This is a genomic window from Cellulosimicrobium cellulans, from assembly GCF_042723955.1.
Lineage (GTDB): Bacteria > Actinomycetota > Actinomycetes > Actinomycetales > Cellulomonadaceae > Cellulosimicrobium > Cellulosimicrobium cellulans_H.
On sequence record NZ_JBHXIC010000085.1, the window covers coordinates 1 to 17527 of the forward strand.

Below are 17527 nucleotides of genomic sequence, written 5' to 3' on the forward strand. Positions count from 1 at the left end.
GGCATCATCGTTCGACTTGCATGTGTTAAGCACGCCGCCAGCGTTCGTCCTGAGCCAGGATCAAACTCTCCGTAAATGAACAACGCCCACCACCAGCACAACACCGGCAGTGAACAATCCATACGAAGCGAACCCCAACAGGGTTCACAAAACTGGCATCAACACGAAAGATGACATCATCTTCCGAAATCAACCAAAGGAATCCCAGACACAACCAACCACCCCACCCGACGGGCGAAGACGATCAGCCATGCCACAGGGACAAAAAATTTGGCATTGACTAACAAGCACACTGTTGAGTTCTCAAACAACCGACACACACCGCCTCCGACCTCGTTCCCGAGGCCCTTGCGCGGGGCGTTTCCTTCGTTCTGAATCCTACCAGACCCGGCCGTTCGTCCCGGACCGGTGAAAACCGGATTTCCGTTCAGAAATGTTCCTGATCCAGACACCCTCACCTCGCTCACGGCGCAGCACTGTGCTCCGAGAATCTGGTGGGAGTTTCACCCGGGGGACCAGCCACTTCGCATCTGCTCCGAGGAGCTGTGCCGTGGTGTCTGTTCCTCCCTGCCGGGCGACCTCGAGAACATTACGGGGTCCGGGGGCGAGAGGTCAACTCGCGCCGAGGTGACCCGGGCCACTCCCCGTCGCGGCATCCCGACCCGGTGTGCGCCGCCCGTCACCTTGCGCTCCGCGCGGCCGTAGTCTGCCTGCGGCAGCAGGCGCCGCGGCCGTGGCCGCGGTCGCCCGCGCCGCGAGGCGGGCGACCGCCACCCGCAGGTCGTCCGGTCCCACCACGGAGAACGGCGCGTCGAAGATGCCGAACCACGCGGCGAGCCCGCCCCAGGACCAGGAACCCGCGGTCAGGCGACACCGCCCCTCCCCCAAGGCCTCCACGAGGGCGCCCGCGCCGGCCCACGGCGCCACGACGGCGGCGTCCAGCTCGAGCTCGACCGTCCCCCGCACGGGCATCTCTGGCTGAGTGAACCTCTCGGCGACGTAGGTCGCCACGTCCGGGGCGGGCAGCGCCCGACGCTCGAACCGCGCTCCGACGCCCTCGCGCGGCGCCATCCGGTCGATCCGGAACGTCCGCCAGTCGTCCCTGTCGAGGTCCCACGCGACGAGGTACCAGCGACCACCCCACGTCACGACGTGGTGCGGCTCGACACGGCGTGGCGCGCGGAACCCCTCGTCGGCGTCGCTCCCCGGCGCGCGGAGCACCTCACCCGTCCCGCCGTCGTAGTCGAACCGCAGCACGCGGCGCTCTGCGGCCGCCGAGCCGACGGACACGAGCACGTCGGCCCGGACGGCGGGCAGTGCCCGCTCCCTCCGGCCCGGCACGGCCGTCACCTCCAGCGCGTCGATGCGCGTGCGCAGCCGGGCGGGCATGACCTGACGGATCGTCGCGAGCGCGCGCGCCGCGGCGTCCTCCACCCCGGGGAGCGTCCCGGTGCGCAGGGCGATCGCGACGGCGACCGCCTGTTCGTCGTCGAACAGGAGCGGCGGGACGTCGGCACCGGCGTCGAGGCGGTACCCGCCGTCAGGCCCCTTCGTCGCCCGCACCGGGTAGCCCAGCTCGCGCAACCGGTCGACGTCGCGCCGCACGGTGCGCGAGCTCACGTCGAGCCGCTCGGCCAGCGCGGAGCCGGGCCAGTCCCGGCGCGCCTGGAGCAGCGAGAGGAGCCGGAGCAGTCGTCCTGAGGTCTCGAGCATGGCCTCAATGTGCCACGAGGTAGAGGACTGTAGCTGTCCGCTACCCCTGGCAACGTCGCTCTCGACGGACGAAGCACACCCCAGGAGGAGCCACCGTGATCCGCACCAGAGCACTGACCAAAGACTTCGCCGTCGGGCGCGACGCGAGCGCCACGGTGCACGCCGTGCGCGGCATCGACCTCGACGTCGCACCCGGCGAGCTCGTCGCCGTCCTCGGCCCCAACGGCGCCGGCAAGACGACCACGCTCCGCATGCTCACCACGCTCATCCGTCCCACGTCGGGCACCGCCACGGTCGCGGGGCACGACGTCGTCGCCGAGCCCGACGCCGTCCGGCACCGCATCGGCTACGTCGGGCAGGGCAACGGCGCGGGCCACGCGCAGCGCGCCGTCGACGAGCTCGCGAGCCAGGGCCGCATCCACGGCCTCGACCGGCGCACCGCGCGACGCCGCGCCGACGAGCTCCTCGACTCCCTCGAGCTCGCGTCCTACGGCGCGCGCAAGGTGTCCGACCTCTCCGGCGGACAGCGTCGCCGGCTCGACGTCGCGATGGGCCTCGTGCACGCGCCGTCGCTGCTGTTCCTCGACGAGCCGTCGACCGGCCTGGACCCGCACAACCGGGCGAACCTGTGGGACCACGTCCTGCGCATGCGCGAGGACTCGCTCGCGGCCACGGGCGAGCCCATGACGATCGTCCTCACGACGCACTACCTCGACGAGGCCGACACCATGGCCGAGCGCGTCGTCGTCGTCGACCACGGCCAGGTCATCGCCGACGACACCGCCGAGAACCTCAAGGCGGACCTCGCCGGGGACCGCGTCGTCGTCACGCTGGCGCCTCCGCAGGGCCCGCAGCACGACGACGCGGCGCGGCTCGTCGCGCTCGCGCGCCGGGTCGAGGGGTTCCGCGAGGCGACCCGCACGCCCGACGGCGCCCCCGCCGTCGGGCGCGACGCCGCACCCACGCTCGAGGTGCGCGCCGAGCGCGGTGACGCGTACCTCCCCCGCCTGCTGCGTGCCGCCGACGCGGACGGCATCGCCGTCGAGACCGCGCAGGTGCACCGGCCCACGCTCGACGACGTCTTCCTCGCCCTCACCGGCCGCAGCCTGCGCGAGGCCGGCGCCGCGACCCCGACCGACGCCCCCGCCGAGGGCGCCCGCCCCACCGAGAGGACCGCAGCATGAGCACCGTCGACATCGCCCCCACCAGCGTCGCCCCGCCCCGGTCTCCCGCCCGCCCCCGCGCTCGCCGTGGGCTCGCCGCCTTCGCGCGCGACACCGGGATCGTGCTCGTCCGCGAGCTGCGGCCCGTCGTGCACGACCCGTTCTCCGTGCTCTTCGGGCTCGTCCAGCCGATCGTCTTCCTCGCGCTGTTCGGCCCCCTGCTCGTCGGGTCGCTCGGCGGCACGACGACCGGCCAGGAGGTCCTGGGCGGCAACGTATGGCAGTGGTTCGTCCCGTCCATCCTCGTGATGACCACGCTCTTCGGGACCACCACGACCGGGGCGAACCTGCTCGTCGAGCTCCAGACCGGCGCGCACGAGCGCATGCTGGTCGCCCCGCTGTCGCGAGCCTCGCTCCTCGTGGGCCGCGCGCTCAAGGAGATGGTCCCGATCGTCGCGCAGTCGGTCGTCGTGGTGCTCGTGATGCTCCCGTTCGGGTTCGAGCTCCACCCCGCCGGCGCGGTCGTCGGGCTCGCGCTGCTCGCCGTGTTCGGCGTCGGGATCGGGTCTCTCAGCTACGCCCTCGCGCTCGCGGTCCGCAAGCAGGACTGGATGTTCTGGGTCGTGCAGCAGACGCTGATCTTCCCGCTCATGATCCTGTCCGGCATGCTCCTGCCGCTCGAGACCGGGCCCCGCTGGATGCAGGTCGCGTCCGACGTCAACCCGCTCCGGTACGTCGTCGACGCCGAGCGCGCCCTGTTCGCCGGCGACCTCACCGCCTCGGCCGTCGCGTGGGGCTGGGTCGCCGCCGTCGTGACGGCCGCCGTCGGCCTCGCCGTCGGGATCCGCACCATGGTGCGCACCACCGACTGACCGACCGCGCGCGTCAGGCCCGGGCCAGCTCCACGGCCCGGGCCACCGCGCTGCCCGGGCTCGTCAGCACAGGGACCGGGAGGTCTGCGAGCAACGCCGCCGCGGGCGCCATGCTGGCCTGCGCGAGCACGACGACGTCCGCTCGCCGCCGCCTGGCGGCGTCCCGCACCGCGTCCGCGACACCCCCGTGGTACGCGCCCAGGTCGCCGGCCTCGAACGCGGACCAGGCGTCCACGCAGACCACGGGCTCGAGCTCGACGGTCGCCCCCGCGCGCCGGGCGACGTCGGCGAGGAGGTCCGTCGTCGGGCCGAGCGTCGAGGCGAGCGCCACCACGACCGCGACCCGGCCGCCGTCGCGCACCGCCGCCTCCGCGAGCGGCCGGTCCACCCGCACCACGGGCACCCCGGGCCCGCGGACCTGCTCCGCGACCGGTCCGAGCGTCGAGCACGTGCACACCACCACCGACGCCCCCGCGGCGACGAGCGCGTCGACATGCGCCCGGACACGCTCACCCGTCGGCGCGCCCGCTCGCGCGTCGTCCAGGAGCGGCGCATCCACGCGGTGCACGTGCCCCTCCCCCGGCGCGGCCTCCTCCACCAGCGCACCGAACGTCGCGACGTGCACGTCCGCCGTGTGCAGGAACCCGATCACGTGCGCCTCCTGTCGTGGTGGTCCACGTGCTCAGGGCCACGCGGGCAGCGGACCCGAGCGAACGACGTGACTCAGGCGTGGTGCTCGCGGAAGGCGTCGGTGAGGGTGGGGCCGTCCTCGGCGCCGAGGCGCCAGACGCTCCAGCCGTCGGCGGTGTGGGTGCCCGACACGGCGACGGCGGCGAGGTCCGGGTGGCGGAAGCGTGCGCCGTCGGACAGCTCGATGTAGCCGTCGGGCTGGAGCAAGGCCTCGAAGCGCTGGCCGCGGCGCGGGCGTGACCAGACGAGCTGGCGCGGGGTGCCGAACGCGCGCGCGAGCGCGACGAGGTCGGGATCGTCGTCGGGACCGAGCGGCACGTCCGCGGGGGGCGGGGGCGGCACGGGGACGACGTCGCGGCTCGCGGACGCGTGCGCGGGTGTCGGGTCGAGGTCGACGGGCGGGCGGTACGACAGCGGGTCGTACGGCTGCTCGCGCGACGGGCTGCGCTGCTCGCCGTACTCGTGGGTGAGGTACGACTCGCGCGTCCGGATCGACTCGCGGGTGCGGATCGACTCGCGCGTGAGGATCGACGTGCGCGGGGTCGGCGGCTCGTCCCCGGCCTCGACGGGTCGACGGTCGGCCCACCCGGCGGACGCGGGCTCAGGCGCGGTCCGGGCGGTGAGCGGGTCGTCGAGGGGCACGAAGTCCAGGACGGGAGGCTCGGCGCGCGACGGCTCCGACGGCGCGGCGATCGGGGCCAGCGCGGCGAGAGGGCCGGTCTCGTCCACCGGGGTGGGCGCGGTCGCGGAACCGACGCGCGGCTCGAGCTCGGCCGCACGACGGCGCTCGGCCCGGGACTGCGCGGCCTGCCTCGTCACCACGGGAAACTTGCCGGTCAGGGCTCGGCCCACGGCGACGCCGTCCGCGAAGTCGGATCCGGGGGCGACGGCGCGGCCCCGGCGGGGCTCGGGCGCCGCGGGTGGTGCGGGGTTGTCGCGCGTCATCGCGAGCGGGGACACGTCGACGAAGCGGCGGCCGTCGGCGCCCTGGACCACGCCGAGGCGCAGGACGGCGACCGGTGAGCCGGGCTGGCGCAGGAAGTCGAGCGCGTCCTGAATGCCGGGGGCGGCGCTCGAGCAGATGACGATGAGGCGGGCGCCGGTGGCGCGGGCGGTCGCCTGGGAGCGCGTGAGGGGGACGTTGTCGTAGAACGCGGCGACGTCCTGCTGGAACCGCGAGGCGCCGCCGGTGTAGCGGGCGGCGAGCTCGGCGCGCGTGAGGCGCCCGGCCCGGCCGGCGTGGTTGAGCGCCGCGGTGAGGGCCTCCTCCGTGAGCTCCGCGGTGACCTCGATGACGACCGGGAGCCCGGCGGCGTCGAGCGCGAGGAGGTGGGGCTCGTCGTCGGACGTGCCCTGCGCGACGGGGAAGATCTGCTCGCCCAGCAGCCCCTCGATGTTGCCGTCCACGACCCGCTGCGCGTCCGTCCCGAAGGCTCCTGCCGGCTGGGGCGGCTGGACCAGTACGGGACGCTCGGCGTCCACCTCGAAGAGGGGCATCGGGAGATCTCCTGCGGCAGCGGAACGCGACCTGGGCGGGGGCGTTTGCGCCATAGCCTACGTCGCCGGTCAAGTCCCGCGAACCGGTCGAACCGTCCCCGCCCCGACCCGCAGGTCAGGCGTGCCCGGTCTCCTCCGACTCGGCCGCGAGGCGCTCCTCGACCCGCTCGACCTTCCCCGTGAGCTCCCCCGTGCGGCCGGGTCGGATGTCCGCCTTGATGACGAGCGAGACCCGGTGCCCGCCCGCGCCGACGGCCTCGGTGGCGCGCTGGATCACGGGCATGACGACGTCCCAGTCGCCCTCGATCTCGGTGAACATCGACGTGGTGCGGTTCGGCAGGCCCGACTCGCGGACGATGCGGACGGCCTCGGCGACGGAGTCCGCGACGGACTCGCCGGCACCGAGCGGGGCGACGGAGAAGGCGAAGACGGCCATGGGCCCATCGTGGCACGGGTCCGGCGCACGAACCGCGGCGGGACCGGGCGGGGGCCGCCCGAGGTCCGGGCGAGGGCCGCCGGGACTCCCGGCGCCCGACGTAGGCTCGTCGTCGTGACAGCAGAACACCGCACCGACCGCGTGACCGTGCTCGCGGGCGGGGTCGGCGGGGCACGCCTCGCGCACGGCCTGGACCTCGCCGGGGCCGACCTCACGGTCGTCGTCAACGTCGCGGACGACGTCGAGCTGCACGGGCTGTGGATCTCGCCCGACCTCGACACGGTGACGTACACGCTCGCCGGGCTCGCGGACGAGGAGCGCGGCTGGGGCGTTGTCGGCGAGACGTACGCGGCGCTCGAGGCGATGGGTCGGCTCGGCGAGGACACCTGGTTCACGCTCGGCGACCGCGACCTCGCGACGCACGTCGTGCGGACGGCCCGGCTGCGCGCGGGGTCGTCGCTGACCGACGTGACCGCGCGACTCACGACCGCGCTCGGCGTCCGGGCACGGGTGCTTCCCGTGACCGACGACCGCGTCGCGACGCTCGTCGACACGCCTGCGGGGCGCCTCGGGTTCCAGGAGTACTTCGTGGGCCGCCGGCACGCGGACGACGTGCTGGGTCTCGTCTACGACGGCATCGACGCCGCGCGCCCGGCTCCCGGCGTGCTCGACGCGGTGCGCGACGCCGACGTGGTCGTGGTCGCGCCGTCGAACCCGTTCCTGTCGGTGGAGCCGGTGCTGGGCGTCGCGGGCGTGCGGGACGCGCTCGCCGGGACGTCCGCGCGCCGCGTCGCGGTGAGCCCGATCGTCGGCGGTCGCGCGATCAAGGGACCCGCGGCCCAGATCCTCACGACGCTCGGGCACGAGGTCTCGGCGCTCGGCGTCGCGCGCCTGTACGTCGGGCTCGTCGACGTCATGGTGATCGACGACCACGACGCCCACCTCGCCGACGCCGTGCGGGCGCTGGGGATGGACGTCGTCGTCACGGACACCGTCATGGGCGGTCCCGCGGGCCGCGAGCGCCTCGCGCGCACGCTGCTCGCGTCGGCGGGGGCCGCTCGTGGGTGACCTCGTGCTGCCCGACGACGGCGCTCGTCACGGTGGGCCGGGCCGCCCGGCGCGCGTGGTCGCCGTCGTGCCGTTGCGCGACGGGTCGTCGGGGAAGTCGCGGCTCGCGCACGTCCTCGACCCCGCGTCGCGCAGCAGGCTGATCGCCGTGCTCGCGCGGCACGTCGTGGGGACGCTGCTCGCGAGCGACGGCGTCGAGCGCGTGGTCGTGGTGACGTCGGACCCGCGGTTCACGTGGCGGGCGCTGCGGGACGTCGTGGTGGACGAGTCCGCCGACGCGGCGCACGCCGCAGGGTCCGACGTCCTCCCCCTGCTGACCGCCGACGCGGACCGGCTGCGCATCGTGCTCCAGCCCGCGGACCGGCCGGGCCTGGACGCGGCGGTCGAGCTGGGTCGGGAGATCGCGTCGGAGGACGCGGCGACCCAGGGCCCGGTGCGGCTCCTCGTGGCGCACGCCGACCTCCCCGCGCTCACGACCGCGGACGTGGCGGCGCTGCTCGCCGAGGACGCCCCGGTCGTCGTCGCGACGGACCGCCGGGGCGCGGGCACGAACCTCCTCGCCCTCGACCCCCCGGCTTCCGCGGGGTTCCGGTTCCGGTTCGGGCCGGACAGCCGCGCAGCCCACGTCGCGGAGGCCGAGCGGCTCGGGCTGCGGGCCGTCGTCGTGCAGCGGCCGGGGACCGCGGTCGACCTCGACACCGTGGAGGACTGGGGCGAGCTGCCCGCGGACGCTCGCGCCGTCGTCGGGCTGCACGTCCCGGCCCTGCGGGACCACGACGCCTGAGCCTTCCGGAGACCTGAGCCTTCCGGAGACCTGAGCCTTCCGGGAACCTGCCGCTACGACGGCCAGGTGCCGAGGACCTCGACGGGCGCGACGAGGCCGACGCGCACGTCGTCGAGGAGGCGCTGCCACGCGCCCTCGTCGAACGGCGCGGGGCAGTCCAGCGCGAGCACGACGGACTGCGTGGTCGTGCTGCCGTCGAACGCGGGGACGGCGACGACGCGTGCGGCACCCCGCACCTGCACCGGTCCCCGCGGAGACTCGAACGTCCAGTCCTGCGCGACGGCGTTGACGCCCTGCACGGCCACGCCGTCGGAGCCGACCGGCAGCAGGACGTCGCGCGGCGCGCCGTCCGGATCGCCGCCGTCCGCGGTGACCGTCTCCGCGAGCAGGGCGGCGGAGGCGTCGCGCGGGCCGGCCGTCGGTGTCTCCGGGTCACCCGTCCCCCGGGCCGACAGGACGCACCCACCGCTCGCTCCGACGACCTGCCATCCGGCACGCGCGACGAGCGGTGCCGTGCCCGGCGCGCCGCCGAGGCTCGTGATCTCGGGTGCGGCGGCCCCTGACGTGCCGTCACCCGGCCCCGCCGACGAACCGGCCGTCGGCTCGCTCGAGCCGTCCGGTGCTCCCGGTGCGCCGTCCGGGTCCGCCGTCGTGGTCGGGTCGTCGGTCGAGCCCTCACCGGGCGCCTCCCCCGTCCGCGTCGCGGAGGGCCCGCTCGTCGGCCCCTCGGGCGTCGGGCTCCCCGTGCAGGCACCGGCACCGAGGACGCCGACCAGGAGGCCGGCGACGAGCGCACCGGCACGCAGGCTCGCTCGCGTCACGCCCGGCCTCCCCAACGGCCGCGGTGCACGACGTCGTCGAGCGGCTTGCGCGCGCGACGGCGCGGCGAGCCCGTGGTCGCCCGGTCGGCGGGGTGCCCGACGGCCACGACGCCCGTCGGTGCGTATGCGTCGGGGATGCCGAACGCCGCGCGCAGCCGCGCGACCTCGCCCGGCGCGACGCCGAAGAAGCACGCGCCGAGCCCCTCGTCGACGGCGGTCTGGAGCATGAGCAGCGCCGCCATCCCGGCGTCGACGTGCCAGTACGGCACGGCCCAGCGGTTCTCGTCCCGGTCGGCCCAGCCCTTGTCGTCCTCGGCGTACCGGTCGAGGTAGACGTCTTTCGACGCGAGGACCACGACGAGCACGGGCGCGGTGCGCATCCCGGCGAGCCACGCGCTCATGCTCCGTTCGGGCTGCTCGGGCGAGGTCGCGGCCCAGAAGCGCGCGACGTCGTCCGGCTCGGTGAGCACGAGGAACGACCAGCCCTGCGCGAACCCCGCGCTCGGCGCGCGGACCGCGTTGCGCACGAGGCGGTCGACCGCCTCCGGCGCGACCGCCTCGTCGGTGAACCGGCGCACCATGCGTCGGCGCCGGACGACGTCCTGGAACTCCACGGGGCCCCCTCGGCACGGTCCGGCAGCAGGTCCCCGCACCCTACCGGGCGAGGTGCCGCGCCATCCGTACCTCGAGGAGACGCGGGTCGCTCGGGAGGGGCTTGGCCTCGCCGGTCTCGGCGAAGCCCGCGCGCTCGTACAGCGTGCGGGCCGGGGTGTTCGACGTGGTGACCCACAGCGCGAGCGTCCGCGCCCCGAGCTCGGCCGCGAGGAGGTCCGCGGACCGCAGGAGCTCCGTCGCGACGCCGGTGCCCCGCGCGACCGGGTCGACCCACACGGACACGAGCTCGGCCGCGGTCCGGTCGTCGGGCGAGGGGACGACCGTCGTGATCCCGACCACCGTCGCGGGCGACCGGTCGCTCGCGGCCGGGGCGCCGCCGCCGGGCACCGCCCGCGCGAGGAGCGTGCGTCCCTGCGCCGCGCGCTCGCGCCACACGTCGTCGGGGAAGGCGACCTCGCGCGCGAGCGTCGACCCGAACGCGGACGGCGCGTCCGCGAGCGCCCGCAGGCGGACGTCCCGGAGGTCGCGCCAGTCGTCCGGCCGGACGCGCGCGACGGTCGTGGTGGGCATCGGGCCATCGTGGCAGCCCGGCCCGGCGCCGTGGCGCCGGACCGGGCCGGACCCGCGGGACCTCAGGCCGCGTCGAGGCGGGCGCGCAGCTCCGGGTCGAGCTCGAGGTCGGCAGCCCCCAGGAGCTCGTCGAGCTGCTCGAGCGTGCTGGGCCCGATGATCGGGACCACCGGGTGCTCGCCGCCGAGCAGCCACGCGAGCACGACCTGGTTGGGCGTCGCGCCGAGCTCGCCCGCGACCTCGTGCAGGAGCCGGATGCGCTCACGAGTGGTCGGGTGGTCGAACCCGTCCCACAGCGGCTTGTCGCGGCGCACGTACGCGCCCTGGAGGATCGGCGAGTAGGCGGTGACGGCGAGCGGCGGGCGCCCGTCGACGCCGGTGGACGCCGCGTAGTCGAGCAGCTCGTACGACGCCCAGTTGTGCCGGCCGACCTCCGGCGTCGGGTAGGCGTAGGTGTAGTTCTGCTGGACGAGCCCGTAGGGCGCGATGCCCTGCCGCAGTGCCTCCTCGCGCGCCTCGACGACGCGCCACAGCGCGACGTTCGAGATGCCCGTGATGCCGACGACGCCCTCGGCCTGGAGCTTGCCGAACGCGCCGACGGTCTCGGCGAGCGGCGTCTCGTGGTCGTCCACGTGGCCGTAGAGCACGTCGACGTGGTCGACGCCGAGGTGACGCAGGCTCTCGTGCGCCTCGTACCCGACGACGTCGGCGCCGAGGCCCTGGAAGTTCGTGGGCTCGACGTTCTGCAGCGGGAGGGCGGGGTCCTTCTTCGCCGCGCCGAGCTTGGTCGCGATGCGGACCTCGTCGCGCACGCCGCGGGCCGCTAGCCAGCGGCCGAGGAGGTCCTCGCTGTCGCGACCGTGGCCGCCGGCCCAGAAGCTGTAGTTGTTCGCCGTGTCGAGGAACGTGCCGCCCGCCTCGAGGTAGCGGTCGAGGATCGCGAACGACGTGTCCTCGTCGACGAGGGTGCCCATGTTCATCGTGCCGAGGCACAGCGTGGACACGTCGAAGGAGGTGCGCCCGTCGCCGATGGTGCGGTACCGCATGGTGGTCTCCCGAGGTTCGTGAGGGACCCGAGTGGTCCGGGGGTGGACCCGTGGTCCGGATGACGTGCTCCACGCTACGGAGAGATCGGCACGGGTGTACGGTCCGATTCCATGGGTATCGACCAGACCAATCTTGTTCCGCCGCCAGGCACGACGGCGGAGCTCGCCTGGGAGGCCCTGCTCGACCTGGGGACGGGGCCGGGCTCGCGCGTCGAGCGGCTCGAGCGCGCGGTTCGCGACGCCGTGCACACCGGCCGCGTCCCGGTCGGGGCGGCGCTGCCACCGAGCCGCCAGCTCGCCGAGTCGCTCGGGGTGTCGCGGTGGGTCGTCACGGAGGCGTACGGCCAGCTCGTCGCGGAGGGCTTCCTCGAGGCGCGCACCGGCTCCGCGACCCGCGTCTCCGCCGCGGCCCGACCGACGAGCCCGGGGAGAGCGAGGGTGGGCACGGGTCATGGCGGGTCCGGCGAGAGCCACGACGAGCGGGCGGACGGTAGAACCGCGCCCACCGTCGTGCACCCCGGGCGGACGCGCGCCGCGGGTCAGGACCTGGCCCGAGCACGCGCCGCCACGCGAGCCCGGTTCGACCTTGCCCCGGGCGTGCCCGACCTGCGTCACGTCCCGCGCGACGCGTGGCTGCGGGCAGCACGGGAGGCGCTCGGCACGTCGGGGGGCACGGCGTCGAACGACGACCTCGGCCAGCCCTCCCCCGCCGGGCACCCGCACGCTCGGGCCGTCGTCGCCGACCACCTGCGCCGGGCACGCGTCGTCGCCGGGGCGGACGACGCCGTCGTGCTCACGCGTGGCGCGACCGACGGGATGGCGCGCGTCGCCACGGCGCTCGTCGAGGCGGGCCACACGCACCTGCTCGTCGAGGACCCGAGCTGGTCGGTGCTGCGCGACGTCGCCGGCCGCGTCGGCCTCACCCCCGTCCCCGTGCCCGTGGACGACGCGGGCGCGGACATCGAGGCGCTCGTCAGGGCGTCCGGGCGGACGGGGGCCCGCGCGGCGTTGCTCACGCCCGCGCACCAGTTCCCCACCGGTGCCGCGCTGGCGCCCGAGCGGCGTGAGGCGGTCCTCGCGTGGGCCCGTGCCGTCGACGGCGTCCTGGTCGAGGACGACTACGACGCCGAGTTCCGCTACGACCGCCGGCCCGTGGCCGCGCTCCAGCAGCTCGATCCCGAGCGCGTGGTCCTGCTGGGGTCGGTGAGCAAGACGATGAGCCCGGCGTTCGGCGTCGGGTGGATGGTCGTGCCCGCGCGCTGGCGCGAGTCCGTGATGCGCGCGGCCACCCCGCACGCCGCGACGGCGGCCCCGTCCACGGTCGACCAGCTCACGTTCGCCCGGTTCGTCGCCTCGGGCGGGTACGACCGGCACCTGCGCGGAGCACGGAGCCGGTACCGCCGTCGTCGCGACGCCGTGCTCGACGCCCTCGCCCGCGAGCTGCCGGACGCCGCGGTGAGCGGCATCGCGGCGGGCATGCATGCGCTGCTCTCCCTGCCCAGCGCACCGGGCGACCCCGCTCCCGACGCCGCGCACGTCGTGCGCGAGGCCGCGCGGCGCGAGGTGACCGTCGTCGACCTGCGCCGCTACCAGGTCCGCCCCGCCGACCGGTCCACGACCCTCGTGCTCGGGTACGGCAACCTCGCCGACGCCCGCGTCGACGAGGCCGTCGCGCGCCTCGCCGACGCGGTCCGCAGCTCCCGCGGGACCGACGTCAGCCCTTCAGGACGGTGACGAGCGCGCGGAGCGGCGCCGGGAGGTCGCGCGCACGGCGCTCGTCCACCCACGTACCCCGCACGACCTCGCTCCAGGCCGGCTCCGCCCGGCATCGTGCGGCGATGCGACCGGCAAGGTCGGGCCGGCCGACGACCGCCTCCTCGACCAACCCGGCCCCGAGCCACGCGACGAGACGCTCGTCGCGGCTCGTGACAGCCTGCGCGACGAGCGCGTCGAGCAGCGGGAACGGATCGGCGTCGTGCTCCACGCTGCTCCACACCTCCTCGGAGACCCTGACCTCTGCCTCCGCCCGCAGGCGCTCGGCGCGCGTGCCCTCGGTCAGCAGGAGCCAGCCGAGGTAGCGGCGCGCAAGGCTCTCGACGGTCTCGCGGTCGAGCGGGGCTGCGCGGACGGCGTCATCGCCGTCCTCCGGGAGCGTCACGACGCCGATGGTGCCACGGGCGCACGCGCGGCACGAGCAAGACGGGGCCGGGTCGGCACACGACCAGGGCATGAAGAGGACGCCGCACCGCCGTACCCACCCGTCGTGGACGACGGCGGTGCTCGCCCTGGGCGGGCTCCTCGCCACGCCGCTCGTGACTGGGTGCGCACCCGCGGGCGTGTCGTGGCCGGTCGCCGGGCTGTCGGACGCGCGGGACCGGTGGGCCGCGGCGGGGTACGACGACTACACGTTCACGCTGACGTCGTCGTGCGGCGAGCGCAACCTCATCGGGGACTTCGACGTCGAGGTCGCGGCCGGCGAGGTGGTCGCGGTCTCCGCGAGCCTCGCGCACCTGCAGATGACCCCCGAGTCCTACGTCGAGAGCGGGGGCCGCACGATCGACGGGTTCCTCGACCTCGTCGAGGAGCGCACCGCGGCCGTCACCGACGTCGCGTTCGACGACGAGCTCGGGTACCCGACGCGGCTCACGCTCGACCCGATGCCGCGCGCGATCGACGACGAGGAGTGCTACGCGATCACGGACGTGCACCCCGCGCGCAGCTGACGGCCGCCTGCCAGGGCGGCCGAGCGCCGTCGGGCGACCCGGCCGCGCAGCGCGACGATCAGAGCCGCTCGGCGAGCAGCTCGACGAGGGCCTTGCCCTGCACGCCGGCGAGGTCGTCGGCCTGCGTGCGGCACGAGAACCCGTCCGCGAGGTACACGTCGCCGGGGGCGGCGTCGCGCAGCGCGGGGAGCAGCGCGTTCTCCGCGACGGCGACCGACGTCTCGTAGTGGCCCTTCTGCATGCCGAAGTTGCCCGCGAGCCCGCAGCAGCCGGCGAGCACCTTGATCGTCGCCCCGGCGTCGCGCAGCAGCCGCTCGTCCGCGGCGAAGCCCATCACCGAGTGCTGGTGGCAGTGCGGCTGCACGACGGCGGTCACGTCCGACAGGTCGGGCACGCGCCACCCGGACTCGCGCCCGGGCGCGGTGTCGACCGACGTGAGGAGCTCCGCGAGCGTCCGCGTCGCCGCGGAGACGGCCTGGGCGCGCGGGTCGTCGGGGAACAGGTCCACGAGGTCGGAGCGCAGCACGGCGGTGCACGACGGCTCGAGCCCCATGATCGGGATGCCGTTCACGGCGTACGGGCCGAGCACGGACAGGAGGTTCTCCAGGCGCTTGCGCGCGCCGTCGAGCTGGCCCGTGCTGATCCACGTGAGGCCGCAGCACGCCTGCTCGTCCGGGACGACGACGTCGTACCCGGCCGCGGTGAGCACCTTGACGGCCGCCTGCGGCACGCCCGGCGACATGTTGTCGCTGAACGAGTCCGTCCACAGCACGACCTTGGGGCGCTCGTCGCGCACGGGGTGGCCGGGCCGCTCGCCGATGCGCAGGCCGGGCACGCCCTGGGTCGCGCCGCCGCGCTTCCACCACGTGCGGAACGGCACCTCGGCGAACGTCGTCATCGAGCGGCGCGTGTCCATGCCGCCCGCCCACAGGACCGTCTTCGCGAGCGGGCGGATGCCGAGCAGCTTGTTGGCCAGGCGCGGCATCCCCGTCGCGAGCCGCGCCCAGATCGGGAGCCAGCCGAGCGAGTAGTGGTCGACCGGGCGCAGCTTGCCGCGGTACGTACGGTAGAGGACCTCGGACTTGTACTGCGCCATGTCGACGCCTGCGGGGCAGTCGCTCGAGCACGCCTTGCAGGACAGGCACAGGTCGAGCGAGTCGCGCACCTCCGGCGCCGCGAGCCCGCCGACGAGCGTCCCGTCCACGGCCTCCTGGAGCACGCGGGCGCGGGCGCGCGTGACGTCCTTCTCGTCCTTGGTCGCCTGGTACGACGGGCACATGAACCCGCCCGCGGCGCTGGTGTCCGCGCGGCACTTGCCGACGCCGACGCAGCGGTGCACGGCCTGCGTCATGTCGCCGTGGTCGTGCGCGAACGAGAAGCCCTGGTAGCCGGCGCGGCGCGAGATCTTCGTGACCTTCGCGGGCTCCGCCGTGCTCGTGCCGGGCGTGCCCGGCGCACCGATCTTCGAGAGCAGCGGGTGCGCGTGCGGGCGGCGCAGGTCGTCGTCGACCGCGCTCGGGCGCACCACGACGCCCGGGTTCATGACGTCCTGGGGGTCGAACAGCGCCTTGAACCGCTCCATGAGCGCGATCGCCTCGGGGCTGTACATCACCGAGAGCAGCTCCGAGCGCGCGCGGCCGTCGCCGTGCTCGCCCGAGAGCGAGCCGCCGTACTTCGCGACGAGCTCCGCCGCCTCGAGCATGAACGTACGCAGCACCGACCCCGACGCCTCGAGCGGGATGTCGATGCGCAGGTGCACGCACCCGTCGCCGAAGTGCCCGTACGGCAGGCCGTCGACGCCGTAGCGCGCCATGAGTGCGTCGAGGTCGCGCAGGTAGTCGCCCAGCTTCTCCGGCGGGACGGCGGAGTCCTCCCAGCCCGGCCATGCCTGCTCGCCTGCGGGCGTGCGCCCGGCGAGCCCCGCGCCGTCGGCCCGGATCTGCCACATCTTGGTCGCCTCGGGGCCCGCGGGCAGAATCATCGTGGCCTCGCTGCCCGACGCCGCGACGATCGCCTCCGCGTTCGCCATCGCCTCCTCGGGGGTCGCGCCACCGACCTCGACCATGAGCCAGCCGGCGCCCGGCGGGAGCGGCGGGACGGACGCGTCGCCCTTGGCGCGACGCACGACGTCGACGAGCCGCGCGTCGAGGCCCTCGACCGCGAGGGGGCTGAGGTTCAGGAAGGTCGGGACGTCGTCGGCCGCGGACGGCATGTCCGGGTAGCCCAGCACGACGAGCGTCGGCTTGGACGGCACCGGCACCAGGCGGACCGTCGCCTCGAGGATCGTCACGAGCGTGCCCTCGGTGCCGACGAGCGCCTTCGCGAGGTCCGACCCGTTCTCCGGCAGCAGGTGCTCGAGCGAGTACCCCGACACCTGGCGCCCGAACCGCCCGAACTCCGTGCGGATCAGCGCGAGGTTGTCCCGGACGAGCTCCGCGAGCCCGGGGACGTCGGCGAACGTCGGGTCGCCCTTGCCTGCGGTGAAGCGGCGGCCGCGGCCGTCGACGACGTCGAGCTCGATCACGTTGTCGACCGTGCGCCCGTAGGCGACCGCGTGCGGCCCGCACGCGTTGTTGCCGATCATGCCGCCGAGCGTCGCGCGGTTCTGCGTCGACGGGTCGGGCCCGAACCGCAGGCCGTGCGGCGCGGCCTGCTGCTGGAGCGCCGACATGACGACGCCGGGCTCGATGCGCGCCGTGCGCGCCTCCGGGTCGACGTCGAGCACGCGGTGCACGTGCCGCGTGAAGTCGAGGACCACACCCGGTCCGATCGAGTTGCCCGCGACCGACGTACCCGCGCCCCGCGCCGTGATCGGCACCTCGAGCTCGCGCAGCACGTCGAGCGCGGCGACGACGTCGTCCGCGTCCTGCGGATACACCACGGCCTCCGGGACGACCCGATAGTTGGACGCGTCCGTCGAGTACTCGGCCCGGCGCCGCGTCGAGGAGTCGACCGCGCCCCGCACGACCGTCCGCAGCGCGTCGGCGAGCGCCGTGCGCGCGACGTCGGCCGCACGTTCGGCCTCACGGAGAGCGGCCGCGCGCTCCGCCTCCGGCGACGTCGTCGCGCGGGAGCCGGACCGCCGCGAGCCGTTCCCGTCGTGCTGCGGGGCGGGGGTCGGGGTGGCGTCGATCTCAGCGGACACGTCGCGATTGTCGCACCCTCGCGCTCGAAGCCCCGGAACCGTCCGCCCCCTGGCACCCCGCTCCGCCGAGAGAGAACCGTGGTTTCGCGGGATAGAACCGTGGTTCGCCGAGGTAGAACCGTGGTCATGCCGGACCGCACGCTCGCCATCCGGCATCGCCCACCGAGCCTGCTCGACGCTCACCCCGTGACCGCGACGCGAGACGGTGCGAAACAGGGGGCGCGAAAGGTGAGCCGCGAGCCAAGTCCGGGCCCGCGGGCAGTCAGCTCGAGGCGAGCGAGGACCAGGGTGAGACGACGCCGGTCGGGGTGGGTGGTGGTGCCGCGTCGTGGCGGGCCTGGCGGGAGCCGCGAGGAACGAGCGGCGGATGGTCGACGCGGCACC

The 17527-nt window shown here is 75.0% G+C and carries 16 protein-coding genes and 1 rRNA gene; 6 read left to right on the forward strand and 11 right to left on the reverse strand.

Annotation, left to right across the window (positions count from 1 at the left end; all coding sequences use genetic code 11):
- A 16S ribosomal RNA gene (locus ACFWH7_RS17565) occupies positions 1-76 on the reverse strand; the annotation flags it as partial.
- A gap of 536 nt (positions 77-612) precedes the next feature.
- A complete protein-coding gene (locus ACFWH7_RS17570) occupies positions 613-1713 on the reverse strand; it encodes a helix-turn-helix transcriptional regulator (protein ID WP_378218370.1) in 1101 nt (366 codons plus the stop codon).
- Positions 1714-1808: 95 nt separating this feature from the next.
- Between ACFWH7_RS17570 and ACFWH7_RS17575 the strand changes: the two genes are divergently transcribed.
- Both ACFWH7_RS17575 and ACFWH7_RS17580 read left to right on the forward strand, forming a co-directional pair.
- On the forward strand, positions 1809-2897 hold the full coding sequence (locus ACFWH7_RS17575) for an ATP-binding cassette domain-containing protein (protein WP_378218372.1): 1089 nt from the start codon (positions 1809-1811) through the stop codon (positions 2895-2897).
- Entirely contained in the window at positions 2894-3748 is an 855-nt protein-coding gene (locus ACFWH7_RS17580; protein WP_378218374.1) for an ABC transporter permease, read from the forward strand. Before ACFWH7_RS17575 ends, ACFWH7_RS17580 begins: the two co-directional genes overlap by 4 nt.
- 13 nt (positions 3749-3761) lie before the next feature.
- Here ACFWH7_RS17580 and ACFWH7_RS17585 read toward each other — a convergent pair whose 3' ends face one another.
- The 3 genes from ACFWH7_RS17585 to ACFWH7_RS17595 form a co-directional block, all read right to left on the reverse strand.
- Positions 3762-4400 (reverse strand): aspartate/glutamate racemase family protein, encoded by a 639-nt coding sequence (locus ACFWH7_RS17585; RefSeq protein WP_378218376.1) that lies wholly within the window; start codon positions 4398-4400, stop codon positions 3762-3764.
- A 71-nt stretch (positions 4401-4471) separates the two neighbouring features.
- Positions 4472-5935, reverse strand: coding sequence for a restriction system modified-DNA reader domain-containing protein (locus ACFWH7_RS17590; RefSeq protein ID WP_378218378.1), 1464 nt, complete (start codon positions 5933-5935; stop codon positions 4472-4474).
- A 115-nt stretch (positions 5936-6050) separates the two neighbouring features.
- A complete protein-coding gene (locus ACFWH7_RS17595; RefSeq protein WP_378218380.1) occupies positions 6051-6371 on the reverse strand; it encodes an MTH1187 family thiamine-binding protein in 321 nt (106 codons plus the stop codon).
- 114 nt (positions 6372-6485) lie between these two features.
- Between ACFWH7_RS17595 and cofD the strand changes: the two genes are divergently transcribed.
- A complete protein-coding gene (gene cofD / locus ACFWH7_RS17600) occupies positions 6486-7439 on the forward strand; it encodes a 2-phospho-L-lactate transferase (RefSeq protein ID WP_378218382.1) in 954 nt (317 codons plus the stop codon).
- Positions 7432-8223: a 2-phospho-L-lactate guanylyltransferase gene (cofC, locus tag ACFWH7_RS17605; RefSeq protein WP_378218385.1), complete on the forward strand. Its 792-nt coding sequence runs from the start codon at positions 7432-7434 to the stop codon at positions 8221-8223. Before cofD ends, cofC begins: the two co-directional genes overlap by 8 nt.
- A gap of 53 nt (positions 8224-8276) precedes the next feature.
- On the opposite strand, the gene ACFWH7_RS17610 is transcribed toward cofC, so the two are convergent.
- From ACFWH7_RS17610 to ACFWH7_RS17625, 4 genes are all read right to left on the reverse strand, one after another.
- The gene (locus ACFWH7_RS17610; protein ID WP_378218387.1) at positions 8277-9044 is read right to left on the reverse strand and encodes a hypothetical protein; all 768 of its coding nucleotides are present in this window, start codon (positions 9042-9044) and stop codon (positions 8277-8279) included.
- The gene (locus ACFWH7_RS17615; RefSeq protein ID WP_378218389.1) at positions 9041-9658 is read right to left on the reverse strand and encodes a nitroreductase family protein; all 618 of its coding nucleotides are present in this window, start codon (positions 9656-9658) and stop codon (positions 9041-9043) included. The genes ACFWH7_RS17610 and ACFWH7_RS17615 overlap by 4 nt, the downstream gene beginning before the upstream one ends.
- A 40-nt stretch (positions 9659-9698) precedes the next feature.
- Positions 9699-10229, reverse strand: a complete 531-nt coding sequence (locus ACFWH7_RS17620) for a GNAT family N-acetyltransferase (protein WP_378218392.1) — start codon at positions 10227-10229, stop codon at positions 9699-9701.
- 62 nt (positions 10230-10291) lie between these two features.
- Positions 10292-11275, reverse strand: a complete 984-nt coding sequence (locus ACFWH7_RS17625) for an aldo/keto reductase (protein WP_378218394.1) — start codon at positions 11273-11275, stop codon at positions 10292-10294.
- Positions 11276-11386: 111 nt separating this feature from the next.
- Between ACFWH7_RS17625 and pdxR the strand changes: the two genes are divergently transcribed.
- Positions 11387-13009 carry a MocR-like pyridoxine biosynthesis transcription factor PdxR gene (gene pdxR / locus ACFWH7_RS17630; protein WP_378218396.1) on the forward strand — a complete coding sequence of 541 codons (1623 nt, stop codon included), beginning with the start codon at positions 11387-11389 and terminating at the stop codon, positions 13007-13009.
- On the opposite strand, the gene ACFWH7_RS17635 is transcribed toward pdxR, so the two are convergent.
- Entirely contained in the window at positions 12990-13433 is a 444-nt protein-coding gene (locus tag ACFWH7_RS17635) for a hypothetical protein (RefSeq protein WP_378218398.1), read from the reverse strand. The two genes, pdxR and ACFWH7_RS17635, sit on opposite strands and share 20 nt — an antisense overlap.
- Before the next feature lie 70 nt (positions 13434-13503).
- Here ACFWH7_RS17635 and ACFWH7_RS17640 point away from each other — a divergent pair, with 70 nt between their 5' ends.
- On the forward strand, positions 13504-13998 hold the full coding sequence (locus ACFWH7_RS17640; protein WP_378218400.1) for a DUF6174 domain-containing protein: 495 nt from the start codon (positions 13504-13506) through the stop codon (positions 13996-13998).
- 58 nt (positions 13999-14056) lie between these two features.
- Here the strand turns inward: ACFWH7_RS17640 and ACFWH7_RS17645 are convergent, their stop codons facing one another.
- Positions 14057-16975 (reverse strand): FAD-binding and (Fe-S)-binding domain-containing protein, encoded by a 2919-nt coding sequence (locus ACFWH7_RS17645; RefSeq protein WP_378218402.1) that lies wholly within the window; start codon positions 16973-16975, stop codon positions 14057-14059.
- Positions 16976-17527: the final 552 nt, after the last annotated feature.